Origin of the sequence: Klebsiella sp. CB_Kp196, from assembly GCF_040061575.1 — a bacterium.
Classification (GTDB): Bacteria; Pseudomonadota; Gammaproteobacteria; order Enterobacterales; family Enterobacteriaceae; genus Klebsiella; species Klebsiella michiganensis.
On the sequence record NZ_JBEAFH010000058.1, the window covers coordinates 42,546 to 63,212 of the forward strand.

23 protein-coding genes are annotated in these 20,667 nt (G+C 56.4%); 19 read left to right on the forward strand and 4 right to left on the reverse strand.

The features are described 5' to 3' along the window. The first annotated feature begins 7 nt into the window (after positions 1-7). Positions 8-1,156 (forward strand): cysteine desulfurase family protein, encoded by a 1,149-nt coding sequence (locus ABLU87_RS21205; protein ID WP_122116667.1) that lies wholly within the window; start codon positions 8-10, stop codon positions 1,154-1,156. Then, entirely contained in the window at positions 1,153-2,070 is a 918-nt protein-coding gene (locus ABLU87_RS21210) for a DMT family transporter (protein WP_122116666.1), read from the forward strand. Before ABLU87_RS21205 ends, ABLU87_RS21210 begins: the two co-directional genes overlap by 4 nt. Positions 2,071-2,322: 252 nt before the next feature. Here the strand turns inward: ABLU87_RS21210 and ABLU87_RS21215 are convergent, their stop codons facing one another. Continuing rightward, positions 2,323-3,378, reverse strand: a complete 1,056-nt coding sequence (locus tag ABLU87_RS21215) for an aminopeptidase (protein ID WP_025106436.1) — start codon at positions 3,376-3,378, stop codon at positions 2,323-2,325. A gap of 246 nt (positions 3,379-3,624) precedes the next feature. On the opposite strand from ABLU87_RS21215, the gene cysG reads away from it, so the two are divergent. The 13 genes from cysG (at position 3,625) to rpoS (ending at position 14,842) form a co-directional block, all read left to right on the forward strand. Then, entirely contained in the window at positions 3,625-5,031 is a 1,407-nt protein-coding gene (gene cysG, locus ABLU87_RS21220) for a siroheme synthase CysG (protein ID WP_180978530.1), read from the forward strand. A gap of 9 nt (positions 5,032-5,040) precedes the next feature. Beyond that, a complete protein-coding gene (gene cysD, locus ABLU87_RS21225; RefSeq protein WP_004104981.1) occupies positions 5,041-5,949 on the forward strand; it encodes a sulfate adenylyltransferase subunit CysD in 909 nt (302 codons plus the stop codon). 9 nt (positions 5,950-5,958) lie between these two features. Next, positions 5,959-7,386 (forward strand): sulfate adenylyltransferase subunit CysN, encoded by a 1,428-nt coding sequence (cysN, locus tag ABLU87_RS21230; protein WP_049071674.1) that lies wholly within the window; start codon positions 5,959-5,961, stop codon positions 7,384-7,386. After that, positions 7,386-7,991, forward strand: coding sequence for an adenylyl-sulfate kinase (gene cysC, locus ABLU87_RS21235; protein ID WP_004124289.1), 606 nt, complete (start codon positions 7,386-7,388; stop codon positions 7,989-7,991). The genes cysN and cysC overlap by 1 nt, the downstream gene beginning before the upstream one ends. A 53-nt stretch (positions 7,992-8,044) precedes the next feature. Further along, positions 8,045-8,371, forward strand: coding sequence for a DUF3561 family protein (locus ABLU87_RS21240; protein WP_014839365.1), 327 nt, complete (start codon positions 8,045-8,047; stop codon positions 8,369-8,371). 140 nt (positions 8,372-8,511) lie between these two features. Further along, the gene (ftsB, locus tag ABLU87_RS21245; RefSeq protein ID WP_004104977.1) at positions 8,512-8,829 is read left to right on the forward strand and encodes a cell division protein FtsB; all 318 of its coding nucleotides are present in this window, start codon (positions 8,512-8,514) and stop codon (positions 8,827-8,829) included. Positions 8,830-8,848: 19 nt separating this feature from the next. Continuing rightward, complete coding sequence (gene ispD, locus ABLU87_RS21250; protein ID WP_004853617.1) at positions 8,849-9,559, forward strand: 2-C-methyl-D-erythritol 4-phosphate cytidylyltransferase; 711 nt, start codon at positions 8,849-8,851, stop codon at positions 9,557-9,559. Beyond that, the gene (ispF, locus tag ABLU87_RS21255) at positions 9,559-10,038 is read left to right on the forward strand and encodes a 2-C-methyl-D-erythritol 2,4-cyclodiphosphate synthase (RefSeq protein WP_004853615.1); all 480 of its coding nucleotides are present in this window, start codon (positions 9,559-9,561) and stop codon (positions 10,036-10,038) included. The genes ispD and ispF overlap by 1 nt, the downstream gene beginning before the upstream one ends. Continuing rightward, positions 10,035-11,084: a tRNA pseudouridine(13) synthase TruD gene (gene truD, locus ABLU87_RS21260; protein ID WP_122116665.1), complete on the forward strand. Its 1,050-nt coding sequence runs from the start codon at positions 10,035-10,037 to the stop codon at positions 11,082-11,084. The genes ispF and truD overlap by 4 nt, the downstream gene beginning before the upstream one ends. Further along, positions 11,065-11,826, forward strand: coding sequence for a 5'/3'-nucleotidase SurE (surE, locus tag ABLU87_RS21265; protein WP_025106440.1), 762 nt, complete (start codon positions 11,065-11,067; stop codon positions 11,824-11,826). Before truD ends, surE begins: the two co-directional genes overlap by 20 nt. After that, a complete protein-coding gene (locus tag ABLU87_RS21270) occupies positions 11,820-12,446 on the forward strand; it encodes a protein-L-isoaspartate(D-aspartate) O-methyltransferase (protein WP_009651549.1) in 627 nt (208 codons plus the stop codon). The genes surE and ABLU87_RS21270 overlap by 7 nt, the downstream gene beginning before the upstream one ends. A gap of 182 nt (positions 12,447-12,628) precedes the next feature. After that, positions 12,629-13,690, forward strand: coding sequence for a murein hydrolase activator NlpD (gene nlpD, locus ABLU87_RS21275; RefSeq protein ID WP_223852525.1), 1,062 nt, complete (start codon positions 12,629-12,631; stop codon positions 13,688-13,690). A 159-nt stretch (positions 13,691-13,849) separates the two neighbouring features. Next, complete coding sequence (rpoS, locus tag ABLU87_RS21280; protein ID WP_004104962.1) at positions 13,850-14,842, forward strand: RNA polymerase sigma factor RpoS; 993 nt, start codon at positions 13,850-13,852, stop codon at positions 14,840-14,842. Between the two features lie 65 nt (positions 14,843-14,907). Here rpoS and ABLU87_RS21285 read toward each other — a convergent pair whose 3' ends face one another. Together ABLU87_RS21285 and ABLU87_RS21290 are read right to left on the reverse strand one after the other, a co-directional pair. After that, positions 14,908-15,285 carry a DUF4440 domain-containing protein gene (locus ABLU87_RS21285; RefSeq protein ID WP_122116664.1) on the reverse strand — a complete coding sequence of 126 codons (378 nt, stop codon included), beginning with the start codon at positions 15,283-15,285 and terminating at the stop codon, positions 14,908-14,910. Further along, positions 15,282-16,496: an MFS transporter gene (locus ABLU87_RS21290; protein WP_122116663.1), complete on the reverse strand. Its 1,215-nt coding sequence runs from the start codon at positions 16,494-16,496 to the stop codon at positions 15,282-15,284. The genes ABLU87_RS21285 and ABLU87_RS21290 overlap by 4 nt, the downstream gene beginning before the upstream one ends. A 107-nt stretch (positions 16,497-16,603) precedes the next feature. Between ABLU87_RS21290 and ABLU87_RS21295 the strand changes: the two genes are divergently transcribed. Then, entirely contained in the window at positions 16,604-17,491 is an 888-nt protein-coding gene (locus ABLU87_RS21295) for a LysR family transcriptional regulator (RefSeq protein ID WP_014839360.1), read from the forward strand. Here ABLU87_RS21295 and ABLU87_RS21300 read toward each other — a convergent pair. Beyond that, positions 17,488-17,904 (reverse strand): MarR family transcriptional regulator, encoded by a 417-nt coding sequence (locus ABLU87_RS21300; protein WP_004853601.1) that lies wholly within the window; start codon positions 17,902-17,904, stop codon positions 17,488-17,490. The genes ABLU87_RS21295 and ABLU87_RS21300 overlap by 4 nt on opposite strands. A gap of 169 nt (positions 17,905-18,073) precedes the next feature. On the opposite strand from ABLU87_RS21300, the gene ABLU87_RS21305 reads away from it, so the two are divergent. From ABLU87_RS21305 to ABLU87_RS21315, 3 genes are read left to right on the forward strand one after another with little or no spacing between them, the layout of a single operon-like run. Next, positions 18,074-18,667, forward strand: coding sequence for a non-oxidative hydroxyarylic acid decarboxylases subunit B (locus ABLU87_RS21305; RefSeq protein ID WP_116281024.1), 594 nt, complete (start codon positions 18,074-18,076; stop codon positions 18,665-18,667). Beyond that, positions 18,667-20,094: a non-oxidative hydroxyarylic acid decarboxylases subunit C gene (locus ABLU87_RS21310; protein ID WP_004114871.1), complete on the forward strand. Its 1,428-nt coding sequence runs from the start codon at positions 18,667-18,669 to the stop codon at positions 20,092-20,094. Before ABLU87_RS21305 ends, ABLU87_RS21310 begins: the two co-directional genes overlap by 1 nt. A gap of 10 nt (positions 20,095-20,104) precedes the next feature. Next, positions 20,105-20,341, forward strand: a complete 237-nt coding sequence (locus ABLU87_RS21315) for a non-oxidative hydroxyarylic acid decarboxylases subunit D (RefSeq protein WP_004853596.1) — start codon at positions 20,105-20,107, stop codon at positions 20,339-20,341. Positions 20,342-20,667 lie beyond the last annotated feature (326 nt).

Sequence of the window (20,667 nt, forward strand, 5' to 3'; positions counted from 1 at the left end):
TATAAACATGATTTATCTGGATAATAACGCAACAACCAACATGGCTCCTGAAGTCCGCGCTACTGTTATACACTGCTTTGACGAATACTTCGCCAATGCATCTTCTGTCAGTCATTATGAAGGGATCAGAGCGCAAAATTATTTAGAAGAGTGCAGGGCCATTGTGGCACAAATGATTGGGGCCAATGCGGAATTTATCACTTTCAATTCTGGTGCTTCTGAAGCAAATAACACGGTTATTCGAGCTGTGTGTGATTACTTCTTACACACCGGCAACATTCATATCATTACCAGTTCGATTGAGCACGAATGCCTGCTAAAAGTTTGTGAGTATGTCAGGCGACACGGTGTCGACATTACTTTTCTGCCTGTCGATCGTCTGGGACGCGTCTCCATTGAGGCTCTAAAAGAGGCTATCCGTCCAGAAACTCGACTAATTTCTGTCATGGCAGCGAATAATGAAACTGGTGTTCTACAGCCTCTGGATCAAATTGGAATTATAGCGCGCCAGCACGGTATATTATTCCATAGCGACGCCGCCCAGCTCGTGGGGAAACTCCCCTTCTCGGTGACACAGTCCAGCCCTGATTTTGTCAGTTTTTCAGCTCATAAATTCTATGGCCCCAAAGGCGTCGGCGCACTCTACAGCTCACGGCCTGACATCCTCCGGCACTCGCCACTCATTCATGGAGGAGGTCAGGAGTCAGGCATCCGTAGCGGCACAGTGAATCTTCCTGCTATTGCTGGAATGGCAAAGGCTACTGAGCTGTTTATCTCCTCATATCCGCAGCGCATTGCGTTTCAAAAAGAGATGAAGAGTTATTTTATCGATCTCCTCGAATCAATAATGCCGGACGTTGTGATAAATGGCTGTAGGACGCAAAGCCTGCCTAATACCGTGAACTTCTCTTTGCCTGGCATTAAGTCCAGTATGCTTCTGAAAAAACTCAAAATGAAAGTTGCGCTCAGTAGTGCCTCAGCCTGTCATTCAACGGAACAAAAACCCAGCCATGTTTTAAGCGCTATGGGGCTGGATGATGCCTTGCTTCAAGGGGCAATTCGCATGAGCTTTAGCCATATGACGGAGCGTGAAGAACTTAAAACAGCAGTGGAGTTGCTTGCCGGTACAGCACAGCGCCTGGGGGGGATTAAATGAAGCCCAGAGTGCCAAAACGCTGGGTTGCCGAGCTATTGCTGGCCGTTGTCGCGGCGGGTTGGGGGATTGGTTTTCCGGTTATGAAAATGGTGGTCAATACCTATCCGGTAATGATGGTGTTAGGGCTACGCTTTCTGCTTTCGGCCTTCTTTTTGCTGCCGTTCAGCTTGAGAGGATTGGGAACATTATCGCGACAAACATTGCTGTCTGGTCTACTACTGGGTCTGCTATTGGGAACTTCATTTGTGTTCCTTATTTATGGTCTTCAGTTAACAACGGCCTCAAATACCGGTTTTCTTGCGGGGCTCAGCGTCATTTGGGTCTTATTGCTCACGGGACCATTGATGGGGAAACGCCCCTCTTTTGACGCGATATTAGCGACATTGTTTGGTCTTGCGGGTTTATATCTGATGGCCGATATCCAGGGATGGCAGCTCCATCTGGGAGATGGGCTGGTTGTTATTGGATCGTTGTTCACCGCCATACATATTATTGCGCTCGATCGTTTCTGCGCGCGTCATAATAATATGACACTAACGTTTTTACAGATCTCTACGATGGCCGTAATCTTTCTGGGGCTACAGCACATCAGCGGAGGTGAGATTCTCCCTTGTAACTGGAGTAGCAAGCTTGTCATCGCGCTAGGGATAACGGCAGTCTTTTCTACTGTCATTGCTTTTTGGGTTCAGGCGCATTTCCAGCGGTATTCAACGCCAACGCGAGCCGTTCTGATTTACAATCTGGAGCCGGTGTTTTCCGCACTATTCGCACTCTGGTTATTGCATGAAACGTTTTCCGCCAATGTTATTTTCGGGGGAGGATTGATTCTGATAGGGATGTGCCTTCCGGGTATTCTGAAGATATTTTCGAAGCGCTCTAACGTAAATCCAACGGATCGGTTACGCGGATTGTAGCGGTGTGTTCAGACGGTGCTTGCGCCGTCCAGGCAACAGGACGGTGCCCAGCCAACGGTACAGGAAAACCCCTTTTCCCCGCAGGTTGGCCAGCAAGCTGAATGACTTCTGGCTGTGGAGACGGCGAGAGACATACCGCCTGCTGATTGAGCGAGGATTGTTAAAAAAGCACTCCCGGAGAAGTGCTAGCGGTATTAAAAAATGAAAACGCATCATGGCGACAGTCCTTGTTGCCGGATTTTTACCGTTAGTCTATTTTGAGGCGGGTCTCTTCTCCGCCTTCGCCAGTTCTTTCACCAGCGGCAGCATCACTTTCATCACATCGCGTCCGCGATGCTCAATACGCCCCGGCAGCGCTTTATCAATATACTGCAGGTTATCCAGCTGTACGTCATGCCAGCTCGTGCCCTGCGGGAAGCTGCGTGATTTGCTCCGCTGCTGATAACCGTCTTTCTTACCTAATGACCAGTTGGTCGCTTCCACCGACAGTACCGGGATCCCGGCGCTATCAAAAACGCTGGCGTCGTTGCAGCAGCCGGTGCCTTTCGGGAAGTCCCGGTTCATCCCAGGATTGGTGAAGGCCGCTATGCCGTGGCTACGGGCGATAGCCAGCGCCCGGTCGCGGGTGAGCTTGCGCACCGATGCTGGCGTGCTGCGGCCGCTATTAAAGTACAGCTTATCGCCCACCACCAGGTTATCGAGATTAATCACCAGCAGGGTGTTTTTCTTTTCCGCGTCGCTCATGCGCTTAAGCAGATTCTGCGCACCCAGCCGGCCTTCTTCTTCGCCGCTGGTGGCAACGAAGCGAATACCGTAACGGGTAGGAACGTTCTTTAACTGTTCAGCAAGTTCCAGCATGACGCCGAGACCCATCGCGTTGTCGTCTATCCCCTGCAGGGTCAGGCCACCGAGGTTGTTTTCAACATCTTTATCGCTCTGCGGCGCGTAGGTATCCAGGTGCGCCATAATAATAATCTGCTGACGAGATTGGCCTTCATGAGCGGCGATCACCGTACTGCCGGTGGCGTTATGCCAGTTTTTACGCTGATTGCTATCGGTATAGACGTAACGGGTATTGAAGCTGCGCACATCGCTCTGGTAGCCCATCTGGGCGAACTGCTGGCGGAGATAATCGGCCGACAGCATCTCGGCCGGCGTGCCGGTCATTCTTCCGGGATAAAAGGTGGCGATATGACGAGCCTGGGCATTGGCAGTTTCGCCCGGGGCGCTGAATGCCGGGGCGGCGGAGAAGACAAAACCTGCGCCCAACGCCAGGGGGAGCAGGCGACGGCACAATGCGGAAAACATAGGGGGTCCTTTAGCACTTAAAACAATTTCACCCGCGTAGTATGAAACTGTGACCGGGGTTAAACAATTTCAATCGCTCTTAAATGGTGGAAAAACCGCGTGTTAAGCACTTTTTGATATTTGCTTTCCCAGGTCGTTATTCTTTTGAGTAACAACTCATTCCATTTCGTAATTTCATTTGCTCTAAACCGCACCCTATAGTCGCTCTATTGCTGATTGTAAGAGAGTTGTTGCGCAGTGGAATACTTGCCGATATTTGCCGAAGTGAAAGACAGACCCGTGCTGGTGATCGGCGGCGGCGAGATAGCCGCGCGTAAGATTACGTTTTTGCTGCGTGCTGAAGCGAAGGTGCAAATTGTCGCCGAAACGTTGATACCGGAACTTGCCGAAAAGGTCGAGCGCGAGGAAATTCAGTGGCGGGCAACCGTATTCGAAGAGCAGCAGCTTGACGACGTATTCCTGGTGATTGCCGCCACGGAAGATGACGAGCTGAACCAACGCGTTTATGTCGCGGCTAACGCGCGCTATCGGCTGGTCAACGTCGTGGATAATCAGGCGCTGTGCTCGTTTGTCTTTCCATCCATTGTCGATCGCTCTCCGCTGCTGGTGGCTATCTCTTCCAGCGGAAAAGCGCCGGTGCTGTCGCGGATTTTGCGCGAAAAAATCGAAGCGCTGCTGCCCACCAACCTGGGGCGGCTGGCTGAAACGGCGAGCTACTGGCGTCACCATATTAAAACCCATCTGAAAACCACCGCCGAACGCCGCCGCTTTTGGGAGCGCGTGTTTACCGGTCGCTTTGCCAGCCTGATGCTGGCGGGCAATAAAGATGAAGCGGAAAAAGCGCTGGAAGATGAACTTCGGCAGCCGGAAAAACGCCCTGGTGAAATTATTCTCGTCGGGGCAGGGCCAGGCGATGCCGGATTGCTGACCCTGCGCGGCCTGCAGGCCCTTCAGCAGGCGGATGTGGTGTTTTACGACAACCTGGTCACCCCGGAAGTACGTGAACTGGTGCGCCGGGACGCGGAGACAATCTGCGTCGGCAAAAGCGCCGCCGGCGTATCTGTACCGCAGCAGGAGATCAACCGCCTGCTGCTGGAAGCGGCGAAAACGGGCAAAACGGTGATTCGCCTGAAGGGCGGCGACCCGTTTATTTTTGGCCGCGGCGGTGAAGAGCTGCAGGCCGCAGCCGCAGCGGGCATTCCGTTTCAGGTCGTCCCGGGCGTCACGGCGGCGGCGGGCGTAACGGCTTATGCCGGTATTCCGCTGACGCATCGTGATTATGCCCAGAGCGTAACCTTTATTACCGGGCACTTTGGCGCTGAAAATTCGCCGCTCGACTGGGCGCGGCTGGCGCAAAGCGGCCAGACCCTGGCCATTTATATGGGTAGCCTGAAAGCGGCGGAAATCAGCGCTCAGCTGATCGCCAACGGCCGCGGAGGCGATACCCCGGTGGCGGTAATCTCGCGCGGCACTCGCGCCGATCAGCAAACGAAGACCGGCACATTACAACAGCTTGAAAACCTGGCGAAAGACGCCCCGATGCCCGCGCTGCTGGTGGTGGGTGAAGTGGTGCAATTACATCAACAGCTCGCCTGGTTTCAACACACCTCATCCTCAGACGCCTTTAAGGCTTCTGTAGTAAATCTGGCTTAAGGAACGGTTATGGACCAAAAACGACTTACTCACCTGCGGCAACTGGAGGCGGAAAGCATCCATATCATTCGTGAGGTGGCCGCCGAATTCTCTAACCCGGTGATGATGTACTCCATCGGCAAAGACTCCAGCGTGATGCTGCATCTGGCGCGTAAAGCGTTTTATCCGGGCACCCTGCCGTTCCCGCTGCTGCACGTCGATACCGGCTGGAAATTCCGCGAAATGTACGAGTTCCGTGACCGTACAGCTAAAGCCTACGGCTGTGAGCTGCTGGTGCACAAAAACCCGGAAGGGGTAGCGATGGGGATTAACCCGTTCGTTCACGGCAGCGCCAAGCATACCGATATCATGAAAACCGAAGGCCTCAAGCAGGCGCTGAACAAATACGGCTTCGATGCCGCGTTCGGCGGCGCCCGTCGCGATGAAGAGAAATCCCGCGCTAAAGAGCGTATTTACTCCTTCCGCGACCGCTTCCACCGCTGGGATCCGAAAAACCAGCGCCCGGAGCTGTGGCACAACTATAACGGCCAGATTAACAAGGGCGAAAGTATCCGCGTGTTCCCGCTCTCCAACTGGACCGAGCTGGACATCTGGCAGTACATCTATCTGGAAAATATTGAAATTGTTCCGCTGTACCTGGCGGCGGAGCGTCCGGTGCTGGAGCGCGACGGGATGCTGATGATGATCGATGACGATCGCATCAATTTACAGCCCGGCGAGATGATCAAAAAACAGATGGTACGCTTCCGCACCCTCGGCTGCTGGCCGCTGACCGGCGCGGTGGAGTCCAATGCGCAAACGCTGCCGGAGATCATCGAAGAGATGCTGGTCTCGACCACCAGCGAACGACAGGGGCGCGTGATTGACCGCGACCAGGCAGGCTCCATGGAGCTGAAGAAACGTCAGGGTTATTTCTAAGGAGCCGCCATGAATACGACTATTGCACAACAAATTGCCAATGAAGGCGGCGTTGAAGCCTACCTGCATGCCCAGCAGCACAAAAGCCTGCTGCGCTTTTTGACCTGCGGCAGCGTCGACGACGGCAAAAGTACGCTGATTGGCCGCCTGCTGCACGATACCCGTCAGATTTACGAAGATCAGCTCTCTTCGCTGCATAACGACAGCAAACGTCACGGTACCCAGGGCGAAAAACTCGATCTGGCGCTGCTGGTGGACGGTCTGCAGGCCGAGCGTGAGCAGGGCATCACCATCGACGTCGCCTACCGTTACTTCTCTACCGAGAAGCGCAAATTTATTATCGCCGACACCCCGGGACACGAACAATATACCCGCAACATGGCGACCGGCGCGTCAACCTGCGACCTGGCGATCCTGCTGATCGACGCGCGCAAAGGCGTGCTCGATCAAACCCGTCGTCACAGCTTTATCTCCACGCTGCTGGGGATCAAACACCTGGTGGTGGCGGTGAACAAAATGGACCTCGTCGATTTTAGCGAAGATACCTTTAACACCATTCGTGAAGCGTATCTGACCTTTGCTGAACAGCTGCCAGGCGATCTCGACATTCGCTTTGTCCCGCTTTCCGCGCTTGAAGGGGACAACGTCGCCAGCCAGAGCGATAAAATGCCGTGGTACAGCGGCCCTACGCTGCTGGAAGTGCTGGAAACCGTTGAGATTCTGCGCGTGGTGGAAAGCCAGCCGCTGCGCTTCCCGGTGCAGTACGTCAACCGCCCGAACCTCGACTTCCGCGGGTTCTCCGGTACGGTTGCCGCCGGCAGCGTGAGCGTAGGACAGCGCCTGAAAGTGCTGCCGTCGGGGGTAGAATCCACCGTGGCGCGCATTGTCACCTTTGACGGCGATCTGCCGGAAGCGGCGGCCGGGGAAGCGATCACTCTCGTGCTGAAGGATGAAATTGATATCAGCCGCGGTGACCTGCTGGTGGACGCGACGGTCTCTCTGCCTGCGGTACAAAGCGCCAGCGTTGATGTGGTATGGATGGCGGAGCAGGCCCTAACGCCTGGCCAGAGCTATGACATTAAAATCGCCGGTAAGAAAACCCGCGCCCGCGTGGATGGCGTACGCTACCAGGTTGATATTAACAACCTGACCCAGCGCGAAGTGGAATCGCTGCCGCTCAACGGCATTGGGCTGGTGGATCTGACTTTCGACGAGCCGCTGGTGCTGGATAAATACCAGGATAACCCGGTCACCGGGGGCCTGATTTTTATCGATCGTTTGACCAACGTGACCGTTGGCGCAGGGATGGTACGCGAACCGAACGAGCAGGCTCAGGCAGGCGCTTCGCAATACAGCGCGTTTGAGCTTGAGCTGAACCAGCTTATTCGCAAGCACTTCCCGCACTGGGACGCCCGCGACCTGCTGGGAGGCAAGTAATGGCCCGACATGACGAAAACGTCGTCTGGCACGCACATCCTGTCACGCAGGAGCAGCGCGAGCAGCATCATGGCCATCGCGGCGTGGTGCTGTGGTTCACCGGGCTTTCGGGCTCGGGGAAATCCACCGTTGCCGGCGCGCTGGAAGAGGCGCTGCATCGGCTCGGCGTGAGCACCTATTTACTGGATGGCGATAACGTGCGTCACGGCCTGTGCAGCGATCTTGGCTTCAGCGACGACGACCGCAAAGAAAACATTCGCCGGGTGGGTGAAGTGGCGAAGCTGATGGTGGATGCCGGGCTGGTAGTATTGACTGCGTTTATATCACCGCATCGCGCAGAGCGGCAGATGGTGCGCGAACGTTTGGGCGAAGGGCGCTTTATTGAAGTCTTTGTCGATACGCCGCTGGCGATCTGCGAAGCGCGGGATCCGAAAGGGCTGTACAAGAAGGCACGGGCCGGGGAGCTGCGCAACTTTACCGGAATTGATTCAGTGTATGAATCCCCGGAGCGCGCCGAAATTCACCTCGACGGTGAACAATTGGTAACAAATTTGGTGCACCAATTATTAGACCTGCTACGACAGAGCGATATTATCAGATCCTGAAACGGCAGCGGCATCATCACAGGATGCCGATCGCCAGGTCAACAGGATTCGATATGCGCAATACCCAGAACATCAGTATTATTCGTTCAGAACCGCCGCCGGCAGTCAGCGACGAGACCACCTGGTCTCTGTCGGGCGCTGCTGTTGGCTTTATTTCATGGCTGCTGGCGCTGGGTATTCCCTTCCTGATCTATGGCAGTAACACGCTATTTGTCTTCCTCTACACTTGGCCGTTCTTCCTGGCATTAATGCCGGTTGCCGTCGTGGTTGGCATCGCGCTGCATTCGCTGATGGACGGCAAACTTCAGTACAGCGTCTGCGCGACGATTTTAACCGTCGGACTGATGTTCGGTCTGCTGTTCCTCTGGCTACTGGGGTAGTCCTTTCTACGAATGAATCTAGCCTGGGTATCAACGGTAAAAATGTGGTACAGTCCCCGCGTTACGCGGCGTCGTCCGCGCGCCAGAGTAGAGAACTCGGGCGAGTTATGGGATGATGATGCCGTTTTTCAGGGGGCAGGATGGGTAAACTAACGCTGCTGTTATTGGCTTTGCTGGTCTGGCTGCAGTACTCGCTATGGTTCGGCAAAAATGGTCTGCACGACTATAGCCGGGTTAACGACGATGTCTCCGCGCAGCAGGCAACGAACGCTAAATTAAAAGCACGCAACGATCAGCTGTTCGCCGAAATTGACGACCTCAACGGCGGTCAGGAAGCTATCGAAGAGCGCGCGCGCAATGAACTCAGTATGACCCGCCCGGGCGAAACGTTTTATCGTCTGGTGCCGGATGCGTCAAAACGCAACCAGGCCGCGGGGCAACAGCAGAATAATCGATAAACAGGCCCAGGATTACAACATGGCAGCCACTTTTCCGGGCGTTTGCGCCGTGGTGCCGGCAGCCGGTTTTGGCCGCCGCATGCAAACGGAATGCCCTAAACAATATCTCTCAATCGGTAACAAAACGATTCTCGAGCACGCGGTCGCCGCGCTGTTGGCAAACCCCCTTATACAGCGGGTGGTGATTGCCGTCAGCCCGGGCGACGTTCGCTTCAGCCAACTGCCGTTGGCGAACCACTCCCAAATCACCGTCGTTGATGGCGGCACGGAACGCGCGGACTCCGTTCTCGCTGGCCTGAAGGTTCTTGGCGAAGCCGACTGGGTGCTGGTGCACGATGCCGCGCGCCCCTGCCTGCACCAGGACGATCTCAGCCGCCTGCTTCAGCTATGCCAAACCAGCCGTACGGGCGGCATTCTGGCCGCTCCGGTTCGCGACACGATGAAGCGCGCGGAGCCGGGCAGGGCAGCCATCGCCCATACCGTTGAACGTAACGATTTATGGCACGCGCTGACGCCGCAATTTTTCCCTCGCGAACTGCTTGTTGATTGCCTGACGCGGGCGCTTAATGAAGGGGCGACCATCACCGACGAAGCCTCGGCGCTGGAGTACTGCGGCTTTCATCCTGAACTGGTCGCCGGACGAGCTGATAATATTAAAGTGACGCGCCCGGAAGACCTGGCGCTGGCCGAATTTTACCTTACCCGTTCCCGACACCAGGAGAAGGCTTAATGCGAATTGGACACGGTTTTGACGTACACGCTTTTGGCGGTGAAGGCCCAATCATCATCGGCGGCGTGCGCGTACCCTACGAGAAAGGGCTGCTGGCCCACTCCGACGGCGACGTCGCGCTGCACGCGCTGACCGATGCGCTGCTCGGCGCGGCGGCGCTGGGCGACATCGGCAAGCTGTTCCCGGATACCGACCCGGCCTTTAAGGGCGCCGACAGCCGCGAACTGCTGCGCGAAGCGTGGCGGCGGATTCAGGCGAAAGGCTATACCCTTGGCAACGTTGACGTCACCATTATCGCCCAGGCGCCAAAAATGCTGCCGCATATTCCCCAGATGCGCATCTTTATTGCCGAAGATCTCGGTTGCCATATGGACGATGTTAACGTCAAAGCCACCACCACGGAAAAGCTGGGCTTTACCGGTCGCGGCGAAGGCATTGCCTGTGAAGCGGTGGCGCTGCTGCGTAAGGCGGAGAAATGATCGCTTTTGACGAACTCACTTATCTGCATGGAAAACCGCTGAGCCAGGGGCTGCTAAAAGCCAACCCGGAGGACTTCGTGGTGGTTGAGGATCTCGGCTTTGCGCCTGACGGCGAAGGCGAGCATGTGCTGGTGCGTATTCTGAAAAACGGCTGCAATACCCGTTTTGTTGCTGACGCGCTGGCAAAATTCCTTAAAATTCATGCGCGTGAAGTGAGCTTTGCCGGGCAGAAGGACAAACACGCGGTCACTGAACAGTGGCTGTGCGCCCGAGTGCCGGGCAAAGAGATGCCCGACCTGAGCAAATTTCAGCTTGAAGGCTGTCAGGTGCTGGAGTACGCGCGCCATAAGCGCAAGCTGCGCCTCGGGGCGCTGAAGGGGAACCAGTTTACGCTGGTGCTGCGCGAAATCAGCGATCGCGACGATGTCGAAACGCGTTTACAGGCGATTGCTGAGCATGGCGTACCCAACTATTTTGGCGCCCAGCGCTTCGGTATCGGCGGCAGTAACCTGCTGGGGGCGCTGCGCTGGGCCGAGAGCGGCGCGCCGGTGCGCGATCGCAATAAACGCAGTTTTTGGTTGTCGGCGGCCCGCAGCGCATTGTTTAATCAACAGGTTGGTATTAGATTAAAAAAACCGGAATTTAATCAGGTTGTTGATGGCGATGCGCTACAATTAGCGGGGCGCGGAAGCTGGTTCGTTGCGGCCTCTGAAGAACTGACGGAACTCCAGGCGCGGGTAGATAACCGCGAGCTGATGATTACCGCTGCGCTTGTGGGCAGCGGCGACTGGGGAAGCCAACGGGATGCGCTGGCCGCCGAACAGGCGGCAGTGGCCGAAGAGACGCAGCTACAGGCGCTGCTGGTGCGTGAAAAAGTAGAGGCCGCCCGCCGGGCGATGCTGCTTTATCCCCAGCAGATGAGCTGGAACTGGTGGGATGACGTTACCGTTGAACTGCGTTTCTGGCTGCCCGCGGGCAGCTTCGCCACCAGCGTAGTAAGGGAGCTTATCAATACAACGGGTGACTATGCGAATATTGCTGAGTAACGATGATGGGATTCATGCGCCGGGCATTCAGACCCTGGCAAAGGCCTTACGGGAATTCGCTGAGGTTCAGATAGTTGCACCCGATCGTAACCGCAGCGGAGCGTCGAACTCCCTGACGCTGGAATCTTCGCTTCGCACTTTCACTTTTGATAACGGCGATATCGCCGTACAGATGGGCACGCCGACGGACTGTGTTTATCTCGGGGTCAACGCCCTGATGCGGCCGCGTCCGGATATCGTGGTTTCCGGCATTAACGCCGGACCCAACCTCGGTGACGACGTCATCTATTCCGGCACCGTTGCCGCCGCGATGGAAGGCCGTCATCTGGGCTTTCCGGCGCTGGCCGTCTCGCTAAACGGCTATCAGCATTACGATACCGCCGCTGCGGTCACCTGCTCTATTCTGCGCGCTTTAGGCCGCGAGCCGCTGCGCACCGGGCGCATTCTCAATATCAACGTGCCGGATCTGCCTCTTGAGCAGATCAAAGGTATCCGCGTGACCCGCTGCGGCAGTCGCCATCCTTCCGACCAGGTGATCCCGCAAAAAGATCCGCGCGGCAATACGCTGTACTGGATCGGACCGCCGGGCGAAAAGTACGACGCTGGGCCGGATACCGACTTTGCCGCCGTGGATGAAGGCTATGTGTCGGTCACGCCGCTACACGTCGATTTAACCGCCCACGGCGCGCATGAGGTGGTTAGCGGCTGGCTGGATCGCGTTGGAGTTGATACGCAATGGTAAGTAAACGTGTTGAAAGTCTTCTCAATCAGCTCCGCACGCAGGGCATTATTGACGAGCGCGTGCTGAACGCGATCGCCATGGTGCCGCGAGAAAAGTTTGTTGATGAAGCCTTTGAACATAAGGCGTGGGAAAACACGGCGCTGCCGATTGGTCAGGGGCAAACCATCTCGCAACCCTACATGGTGGCGCGGATGACCGAGCTTCTGACGCTAACGCCGGAGTCCCGGGTGCTGGAAATCGGCACCGGCTCTGGCTATCAGACGGCGATTCTGGCGCATCTGGTGCATCACGTTTGCTCGGTTGAGCGAATTAAGAGTTTGCAGTGGCACGCGCGCCGTCGCCTTAAACAACTTGATTTACATAATGTTTCAACCCGTCACGGCGATGGATGGCAGGGTTGGCAGGCGCGTGCGCCGTTCGACGCGATTATCGTTACCGCCGCGCCGCCGGAAATTCCGGCCGCGCTGCTGGCGCAGCTGGACGATGGCGGCGTACTGGTGCTGCCGGTTGGCGAAGAGCATCAGTTCCTGAAGCGGATCCGTCGGCGCGGCAACGAGTTTGTCATTGATACTGTCGAAGCCGTGCGCTTTGTTCCCCTCGTGAAGGGGGAGTTAGCCTGAACCCGGATTATTCCAGGTTTTTTTGCCTGCAATTAGGCATAGGGTGGACGCATTTTTCGTGTCCTGGCCGGGCGCCGTCCGGTGAGCAAGATATTGGTAGTTAACATATTCCTGGGGGATAAATGAGCGCGGGAAGCCCAAATTTTACCTTAAGCCGCATTGCGGCTTTATCACTGGTGTCACTGTGGCTGGCAGGCTGCAGCAGCTCCAACAATCCGCCTGCGCCGGTCAGCTCGGCTGGCGGGACTTCGTCTTCCAGCACGAATTCCGGAATGCTGATCACGCCTCCGTCAAATAACGTTCCGCAGGCGCGCCCGGTACAAACGCAGCCGGTGCAGACGCAGCCCGCTCAGGTTCAGCCGATGGCTCAGGAGCCGGTACAAACGGTGAACGGCAAAATTGTCTACAACCGTAAGTATGGGGATATTCCGAAAGGTAGCTACACCGGCGGCAGTACCTATACTGTTAAACGCGGCGACACGCTATTCTATATTGCGTGGGTCACCGGGAACGACTTCCGCGACCTGGCGCAGCGTAATAATATCCCGGCGCCGTACGGTCTGAACGTGGGTCAGACGCTGCAGGTTGGCAACGCGTCCGGTCAGCCAATCACCGGAGATAACCCTGTCGCCCAGGCCAGCGTGAAGGCCAGCAGCGGCGGGATGTTAACCGCAAATTCTGCACAAAAATCCACCGCGGTGGTTGCGTCCCAACCAACTATTACGTATTCTGAATCTTCAGGTGAACAGAGTGCTAATAAGATGTTGCCGAATAACAAGCCTGCGACGACGACGACAACCGTCGCGCCTGTTACGGCCCCGGCTGTCAGCACAACCCAATCGACTGCAAGCAGTACGTCAACCAGTTCGCCGATCTCTTCATGGCGCTGGCCGACTGATGGCAAGGTTATCGAGAACTTTAGTGGTGCCGAAGGTGGCAATAAAGGTATTGATATTGCAGGCAGTAAAGGACAGGCTATTGTCGCGACCGCAGACGGGCGCGTCGTCTATGCCGGTAACGCACTGCGCGGTTACGGTAATCTTATTATCATCAAACACAACGATGATTACCTGAGCGCCTACGCACATAACGATACGATGCTGGTAAAAGAGCAACAAGATATCAAGGCGGGGCAGAAAATCGCTACCATGGGTAGCACAGGTACAAGTTCTACACGTTTGCATTTTGAAATTCGTTACAAGGGGAAATCCGTCAACCCGCTGCAGTATTTACCGCAGCGATAATTTGGCAAAGTACGGATAAGCTCAGTATCGCTAAAAGAGGCGCCAGGGCGGCCAGAATGCCTGCTTTACCGGGGCAGAAAAGGTTCTCGTCCGGGCGTCTTTTAAGTGATGTTTAGCGGAAGGTGCTTTGCTCAGGGATCACGGGTAGGAGCCATCTTTATGAGTCAGAATACGCTGAAAGTTCATGATTTAAATGAAGACGCGGAATTTGATGAGAACGGAGTCGAGGTTTTTGATGAGAAAGCCTTAGTTGAAGAGGAACCCAGTGATAGCGATCTGGCTGAGGAAGAGCTTCTTTCGCAGGGAGCAACCCAACGGGTGCTCGATGCGACGCAGCTTTATCTTGGAGAGATTGGTTATTCCCCACTGCTGACGGCCGAAGAAGAGGTTTATTTTGCGCGTCGCGCGCTGCGTGGTGACGTTGCGTCACGCCGCCGGATGATCGAAAGTAACCTGCGTCTGGTCGTCAAGATAGCCCGCCGTTACGGCAATCGCGGTCTGGCTCTGCTGGATCTGATTGAAGAAGGTAACCTGGGGCTGATTCGCGCAGTTGAGAAGTTTGACCCGGAACGTGGGTTCCGTTTTTCGACTTACGCGACCTGGTGGATTCGCCAAACGATTGAACGGGCGATCATGAACCAAACCCGTACCATTCGTTTACCTATCCATATCGTCAAAGAGCTGAACGTTTATCTGCGTACCGCACGCGAGTTGTCCCATAAGCTGGACCACGAGCCAAGCGCGGAAGAGATAGCCGAACAGCTGGATAAGCCAGTTGATGACGTGAGCCGGATGCTGCGTCTGAACGAGCGCATTACCTCGGTGGATACACCGCTGGGCGGCGACTCGGAAAAAGCGCTGCTGGATATTCTGGCCGATGAAAAAGACAACGGCCCGGAAGACACCACGCAGGACGATGACATGAAACAAAGCATCGTCAAATGGCTGTTCGAACTGAACGCCAAGCAGCGTGAAGTGCTGGCTCGTCGCTTTGGTCTGCTCGGCTATGAAGCCGCGACGCTTGAGGATGTGGGCCGCGAAATTGGCCTGACCCGCGAACGCGTGCGTCAGATCCAGGTAGAAGGTCTCCGCCGTCTGCGGGAGATCCTGCAAAGCCAGGGGCTGAACATCGAAGCGCTGTTCCGCGAGTAAGACACCTTTCTTAAAAAAGGCTCAATCGTTTGATTGGGCCTTTTTCTTTTTTGGGCCTCCGTCGCTTACGCGATCGCCGTCTCGTGGAGGTGCCGCCAGATGATTTTCTCTTCCTGCAGACGGAAAAGAACCGTCGACCAGCGCGCGGTTTCCGCTTTGCCGGGGAGCGCGTGTGTTTCCCGGTAGCTCACCGCTGCGCCATCGCGCCATTCGGCAAGTATGGCGGCACTATCGACGACAATCTTTAAGCCTGGACGGCTGGCGCGAGCCCCGTGAAAAAAGGCGCTGACCGCCTGATGATCCATGCGCATACCGTTTATCGGGATCATGGTAAAGTCCGGGCTAAAGCGACGCATCAGCGCGTCGGCACTCCCTTCACCCTGATTCAGCCAGTTTTCTATAGCCACGTGGGCCGCAATAACTTCCGCAATATAGCGATTCATTTGTTCTCCATTTTACCGTGCAGGCGCATGATTATCGCCCGGTTATCGAAGGTAAGGCAGCCCAGCAGCGGCGCCAGGGTCAACGCGGCGGCGGCGATAAATACGCCACGCCACGCCTGCGGCGTTGGCCAGTAAAGCAAAAAGGCGCTCAGTAAGGCTGCCAGTAGCGCAGATCCCATCAGGAAACTGAGCTGGCGGTTAAGATTCCACAGCGCGCTGGCGTCCGGCATATCGCCGTTCGCCACATTCAGAAACGCGCTGCTCTGGGCCGTACTGCTGCACAGGCTGCCGCCTGCGCCCATGAATATAAATGCCGCGATTAGCATACTGCTGGCGGTATGGGCATTGACGCCAGCCAGGGTGACGATCCCGACTGCCTGGAGAAGGCAGCCGACCGCGATAAGCGGGCGAGGGCCGAGACGATTGAAATAGCGGCCGGTCGTCGCGATCGCCACAAACGAGGCCAGCGACCACGGAAGCATCAGGGCGCCGATGGCGGAGGGCGACATCCCCGTCACGCTTTGTAAATAAAACATCCCGACGACATTGATGCCAATAAAAGTCCCCGGCACGCAGAGATAGACCAGCATTGAAAAGCGCAGCAGCGGATCGCGCAGTAGTGAGAGACGCAGGAGTCCCCCCGGCCGCGCGACGCGTCTCTCATCCTTAATCCACAGCGCTGCCAGTCCGAACGTCAGCAGCGCGATCGGCAGGCTGGCAAAGAAAACCCAGCGCCAGCTGAGCGATTGCACCAGCACCCCGCCGATCGCCGGCGAGCACGCCGGCGCCAGCAGCCCGACCAGCATCACCGCGGCGGAAAGTTTCGCCCGCTCGTGAGGCCTGAACTGTTGCCAGGTCAGCGACTGGCCTAGCGGAATCAATAGTCCGCCGCCCATCCCCTGCAGGGCGCGCCACATGACAAGGCTGGTCAACGAGTCGGCCATTCCTGCGGCCAGAGCCCCAAAGCTAAATATGCTGAGCGAAAGCAGGAATACCCGCCGGGTACCAAACTGCTGGCTGAGCCAGGCGCTAAACGGCAGTACCAGCGTGAGCCCGGCAATATAGCCATTGCTGACCCACGCCAGTTCGCCCACCGACGCGTGCAGCGTCCGGCCCATCGCCGGAAAGGCGACGCTGGCGATGAACATATTGATTAAGTCGAGAAAGAAACCCAGCAGAAAAACGGTTGCGACCTTGCTGCGATACGTCATTGATTAAACCCCCCGTGAAGGCCGCTACTGTAAACCTCAGCGTCAGGGCGAATAAACACGACATTCGGAGATATACTGTCTGAAATTTTTTGACAATTGGCGGCGCGATGCTGAACCTGCAGCGGATGAACATGTTTGTAGCGGTGGTCGATAGCGGAAGTTTTACCGCGGCGGCGACGGCCCTGGGGCAGACCAAGGCGGTGGTGAGTTTCAACATTCGCCAGCTGGAGAGCGAGCTGGGGGTTACGCTGCTGTTGCGATCGACCCGGCGGCTTACGCTGACGGAAGCCGGTTCGCTCTTCTATCATCGCGGGGTCGCGCTGCTGAAAGCGGCGGAAAACCTGCAGGACGACGTCCGGGGCAGCCATGTGGGGTTGAGCGGTGAACTGCGGATCACAACGACGCCAGAATATGGCGCGCAGGTGATTATCCCGGCGCTGGCGGAGTTCAGCCAGCGGCATCCAGCGCTCCGCGTGCGCCATGTTTCTTCTTCTCACCACGCGGATTTAATCTCCGAACGGTTTGACGTGGCGATTCGCCTCGGGACGCTGGCGGATTCGCGCTACCGCGCGGCGCTGATATCGCGTTTTGCCATCGTCCCGGTTGCTGCCCCATCATGGCTGGCGCAGCATCCTGTAAAGACGCTTGAGGAGCTGGCCCACGCGGCGTGGATTATTCATGAACGTCTGACCGCGCCGCTCCGCTGGCCGCTTACCGGGCCCGATGAGGAGAGCATCGCCTTCGAGATTAAACAGGCGCCGCGGCTGTCGGCAGATAGCGCCAGCGCGCTGATGGCCTTTGCGCTGGCGGGCAGCGGCATCGCGCTGCTGCCCGAATGGCTGGTGGCCGCTGCGCTGGCAGACAGCGCGCTGGTGAAGGTGATGCCGGCGTTTAGCTTTCCGCGCCAGGGGGTGTACGCGGTTTACCCGGACGCGCAGCACGTTCCCGTCAGGGTCCGGGCGTTTATTGATTTTCTCCGCGAGCGCCTGGGTTAATTGGGTTCTCGCGCTATCAGCTTGTGGATGATTTGCGAAAACTGCTGGCGCTCTTCATCGTTCAGCCGACCTAAAAATTCTTCATCAACGGCGTTACCCAGCGGCATTGAGCTTGCCAGTAGCGCTTCGCCTTCTGCGGTTAAATAGACAAACCGACGGCGTTTGTCCGCCGGATCGTGTTCGCGACGAACCAGACCGCGGCTCTCCATTCGGCTCAGCATCTCCGCCAGCGTCGCTTTCGTGCTGACCGCCGCTTCCGTTAGCGTCACCTGTTCAATGCCGGGATGTTCGGCAATGGAACGCATCACCGCATACTGCGGTTTGGTGAGGTCCGGCAGTTCAAGCTGCCAGCGGGCGGTGTGCTGCTGAAAAAGCTGGCGTAGCAGGTGAAACGCCTCGTTTTTTAACTCCATGACAACTCCGTAATCAAACCGTCGGTTCTATGATAGCCGTTCGGGAGGGGTTTTAGCATTTTTCCTGTTTTGATGAAAAATGCGGCCATGTACGAACGTACTTGCACGAAAAGCTCATCAAGGGTAGTTTTAATAAAAACGTTCGTATACGAACAATTGTGAGGCGATGATGAAGCTAATCGTAGGGATGACCGGAGCGACGGGCGCTCCGCTGGGTGTGGCGCTGCTCAAAGCGCTTCGAGAGATGCCGGAAGTGGAAACGCATCTGGTGATGTCAAAGTGGGCCAAAACCACCATTGAGCTGGAAACGCCTTACAGCGCCCGTGAAGTGGCTGCGCTGGCCGATTTCTCGCACAGTCCGGCGAACCAGGCCGCCGTCATCTCATCGGGTTCGTTTCGTACCGACGGCATGATCGTTATCCCCTGCAGTATGAAAACGCTGGCGGGTATCCGTGCCGGTTATGCCGAGGGGCTGGTGGGGCGGGCCGCGGATGTGGTGCTGAAAGAGGGGCGTAAGCTGGTGCTGGTGCCGCGTGAAATGCCGTTGAGCACGATCCATCTGGAAAACATGCTGGCCCTGTCACGCATGGGGGTGGCGATGGTGCCGCCCATGCCCGCTTATTACAACCATCCCAAAACCATTGAGGACGTCACTGACCACGTTGTCACGCGGGTGCTGGATCAGTTCGGTCTGGAGTATCACAAAGCGCGCCGCTGGAGCGGGTTGCGGGCGGTAGAGAATGTATCACAGGAGAATGAATAATGGCTTTTGATGATTTGCGCAGCTTTTTGCAGGCGCTGGACGACCAGGGGCAACTGCTGAAAATTAGCGAAGAAGTGAACGCGGAACCGGATCTGGCCGCGGCGGCAAACGCCACCGGACGCATCGGCGATGGCGCGCCGGCGCTTTGGTTCGATAATATTCGCGGATTTACCGATGCGCGCGTGGCAATGAACACCATCGGTTCCTGGCAGAACCACGCTATCTCGCTGGGCTTGCCGCCGAATACGCCGGTGAAAAAGCAGATCGACGAGTTTATTCGCCGTTGGGATAAGTTTCCGGTAACGCCGGAGCGGCGGGCAAATCCGGCGTGGGCGGAAAATAGCGTCGACGGTGAAGACATTAATCTGTTTGATATTCTGCCCTTGTTCCGTCTTAACGACGGCGACGGTGGTTTTTATCTCGATAAAGCCTGCGTGGTTTCTCGCGATCCCCTCGACCCGGATAATTTTGGCAAGCAAAACGTCGGCATTTACCGTATGGAGGTGAAGGGTAAACGTAAGCTCGGCCTCCAGCCGGTGCCCATGCATGATATCGCCTTACACCTGCACAAAGCGGAAGAGCGCGGTGAAGATCTGCCGATCGCCATTACCCTGGGCAACGATCCGATTATCACCCTGATGGGCGCCACGCCGCTGAAATACGATCAGTCGGAATATGAGATGGCCGGCGCGCTGCGTGAAAGCCCGTACCCTATCGCCACCGCGCCGCTGACCGGCTTCGACGTACCGTGGGGGTCAGAGGTGATCCTCGAAGGGGTGATTGAAAGCCGCAAGCGCGAAATTGAAGGCCCGTTCGGCGAATTTACCGGCCACTACTCGGGTGGCCGTAATATGACGGTGGTGCGTATCGATAAGGTTTCCTACCGCAGCAAGCCGATTTTCGAGTCCCTCTATCTTGGTATGCCGTGGACCGAGATCGACTACCTGATGGGCCCGGCCACCTGCGTACCGCTGTATCAGCAGCTGAAGGCCGAGTTCCCGGAGGTGCAGGCCGTCAACGCGATGTACACCCACGGCCTGCTGGCGATTATCTCCACCAAAAAACGCTACGGCGGCTTTGCCCGCGCGGTGGGTCTGCGGGCGATGACCACGCCGCACGGCCTGGGCTACGTGAAGATGGTGATCATGGTTGATGAAGACGTCGACCCGTTCAACCTGCCGCAGGTGATGTGGGCGCTGTCGTCGAAGGTCAACCCGGCGGGTGACCTGGTGCAACTGCCGAATATGTCGGTCCTGGAGCTTGATCCAGGCTCCAGCCCGGCGGGGATCACCGACAAACTGATTATCGACGCCACCACGCCGGTTGCGCCCGATCTGCGCGGCCACTACAGCCAGCCGGTACAGGATCTTCCTGAAACCAAAGCCTGGGCTGAAAAACTGACCGCCATGCTGGCCAACCGTAAATAAGGAGAAGAAGATGATTTGTCCACGCTGCGCCGATGAACATATTGAAGTGCTGGCAACATCGCCGGTAAAAGATGTCTGGACGGTATTTCAGTGCCAGCACTGTTTCTACACCTGGCGGAATACTGAACCGCTACGCCGCACCAGCCGGGAACATTATCCGGAAGCGTTCCGCATGACCCAAAAGGATATCGATGACGCGCCAATGGTGCCGCATATTCCGCCGCTGCTGGCGGAAGATAAACGATAAAATAAACGGGCCCGCTCAGTCGGGCCTTTTTTATATTTAATGAATCAATGAGAAATCTGTAGTCATTAAATTTTTAAATATCAAAAAAGGTTAATAGAGCAGATACGTTTGCGAGCCTTCTTCCAGTTTATAATAAAATCAACGGGTTTGATAAATTACCGATAAGCTTCGCGGCCGGGAAAATATAGAATAGCGGCGGGTGCTTGAGGCTATCTGGCTTTGAGCATTGACAAGGATTCAGATAGACGAAAGCCCCAGAAGATATTTCTATCAACTGAGGCTGACGAATGAACCTGAACAATTCAGATGTTAGTCTCTTCTTTGCA

Excerpts from the sequence above, each read along its gene's own strand:
- ABLU87_RS21205 (WP_122116667.1), top strand. The coding sequence starts at position 8 with ATGATTTATCTGGATAATAACGCAACAACCAACATGGCTCCTGAAGTC.
- ABLU87_RS21210 (WP_122116666.1), top strand. The coding sequence starts at position 1,153 with ATGAAGCCCAGAGTGCCAAAACGCTGGGTTGCCGAGCTATTGCTGGCC.
- ABLU87_RS21215 (WP_025106436.1), bottom strand. The coding sequence starts at position 3,378 with ATGTTTTCCGCATTGTGCCGTCGCCTGCTCCCCCTGGCGTTGGGCGCA.
- cysD (WP_004104981.1), top strand. The coding sequence starts at position 5,041 with ATGGACCAAAAACGACTTACTCACCTGCGGCAACTGGAGGCGGAAAGC.
- cysN (WP_049071674.1), top strand. The coding sequence starts at position 5,959 with ATGAATACGACTATTGCACAACAAATTGCCAATGAAGGCGGCGTTGAA.
- cysC (WP_004124289.1), top strand. The coding sequence starts at position 7,386 with ATGGCCCGACATGACGAAAACGTCGTCTGGCACGCACATCCTGTCACG.
- ABLU87_RS21240 (WP_014839365.1), top strand. The coding sequence starts at position 8,045 with ATGCGCAATACCCAGAACATCAGTATTATTCGTTCAGAACCGCCGCCG.
- ftsB (WP_004104977.1), top strand. The coding sequence starts at position 8,512 with ATGGGTAAACTAACGCTGCTGTTATTGGCTTTGCTGGTCTGGCTGCAG.
- ispD (WP_004853617.1), top strand. The coding sequence starts at position 8,849 with ATGGCAGCCACTTTTCCGGGCGTTTGCGCCGTGGTGCCGGCAGCCGGT.
- ispF (WP_004853615.1), top strand. The coding sequence starts at position 9,559 with ATGCGAATTGGACACGGTTTTGACGTACACGCTTTTGGCGGTGAAGGC.
- truD (WP_122116665.1), top strand. The coding sequence starts at position 10,035 with ATGATCGCTTTTGACGAACTCACTTATCTGCATGGAAAACCGCTGAGC.
- surE (WP_025106440.1), top strand. The coding sequence starts at position 11,065 with ATGCGAATATTGCTGAGTAACGATGATGGGATTCATGCGCCGGGCATT.
- ABLU87_RS21270 (WP_009651549.1), top strand. The coding sequence starts at position 11,820 with ATGGTAAGTAAACGTGTTGAAAGTCTTCTCAATCAGCTCCGCACGCAG.
- rpoS (WP_004104962.1), top strand. The coding sequence starts at position 13,850 with ATGAGTCAGAATACGCTGAAAGTTCATGATTTAAATGAAGACGCGGAA.
- ABLU87_RS21285 (WP_122116664.1), bottom strand. The coding sequence starts at position 15,285 with ATGAATCGCTATATTGCGGAAGTTATTGCGGCCCACGTGGCTATAGAA.
- ABLU87_RS21290 (WP_122116663.1), bottom strand. The coding sequence starts at position 16,496 with ATGACGTATCGCAGCAAGGTCGCAACCGTTTTTCTGCTGGGTTTCTTT.
- ABLU87_RS21295 (WP_014839360.1), top strand. The coding sequence starts at position 16,604 with ATGCTGAACCTGCAGCGGATGAACATGTTTGTAGCGGTGGTCGATAGC.
- ABLU87_RS21300 (WP_004853601.1), bottom strand. The coding sequence starts at position 17,904 with ATGGAGTTAAAAAACGAGGCGTTTCACCTGCTACGCCAGCTTTTTCAG.
- ABLU87_RS21305 (WP_116281024.1), top strand. The coding sequence starts at position 18,074 with ATGAAGCTAATCGTAGGGATGACCGGAGCGACGGGCGCTCCGCTGGGT.
- ABLU87_RS21310 (WP_004114871.1), top strand. The coding sequence starts at position 18,667 with ATGGCTTTTGATGATTTGCGCAGCTTTTTGCAGGCGCTGGACGACCAG.
- ABLU87_RS21315 (WP_004853596.1), top strand. The coding sequence starts at position 20,105 with ATGATTTGTCCACGCTGCGCCGATGAACATATTGAAGTGCTGGCAACA.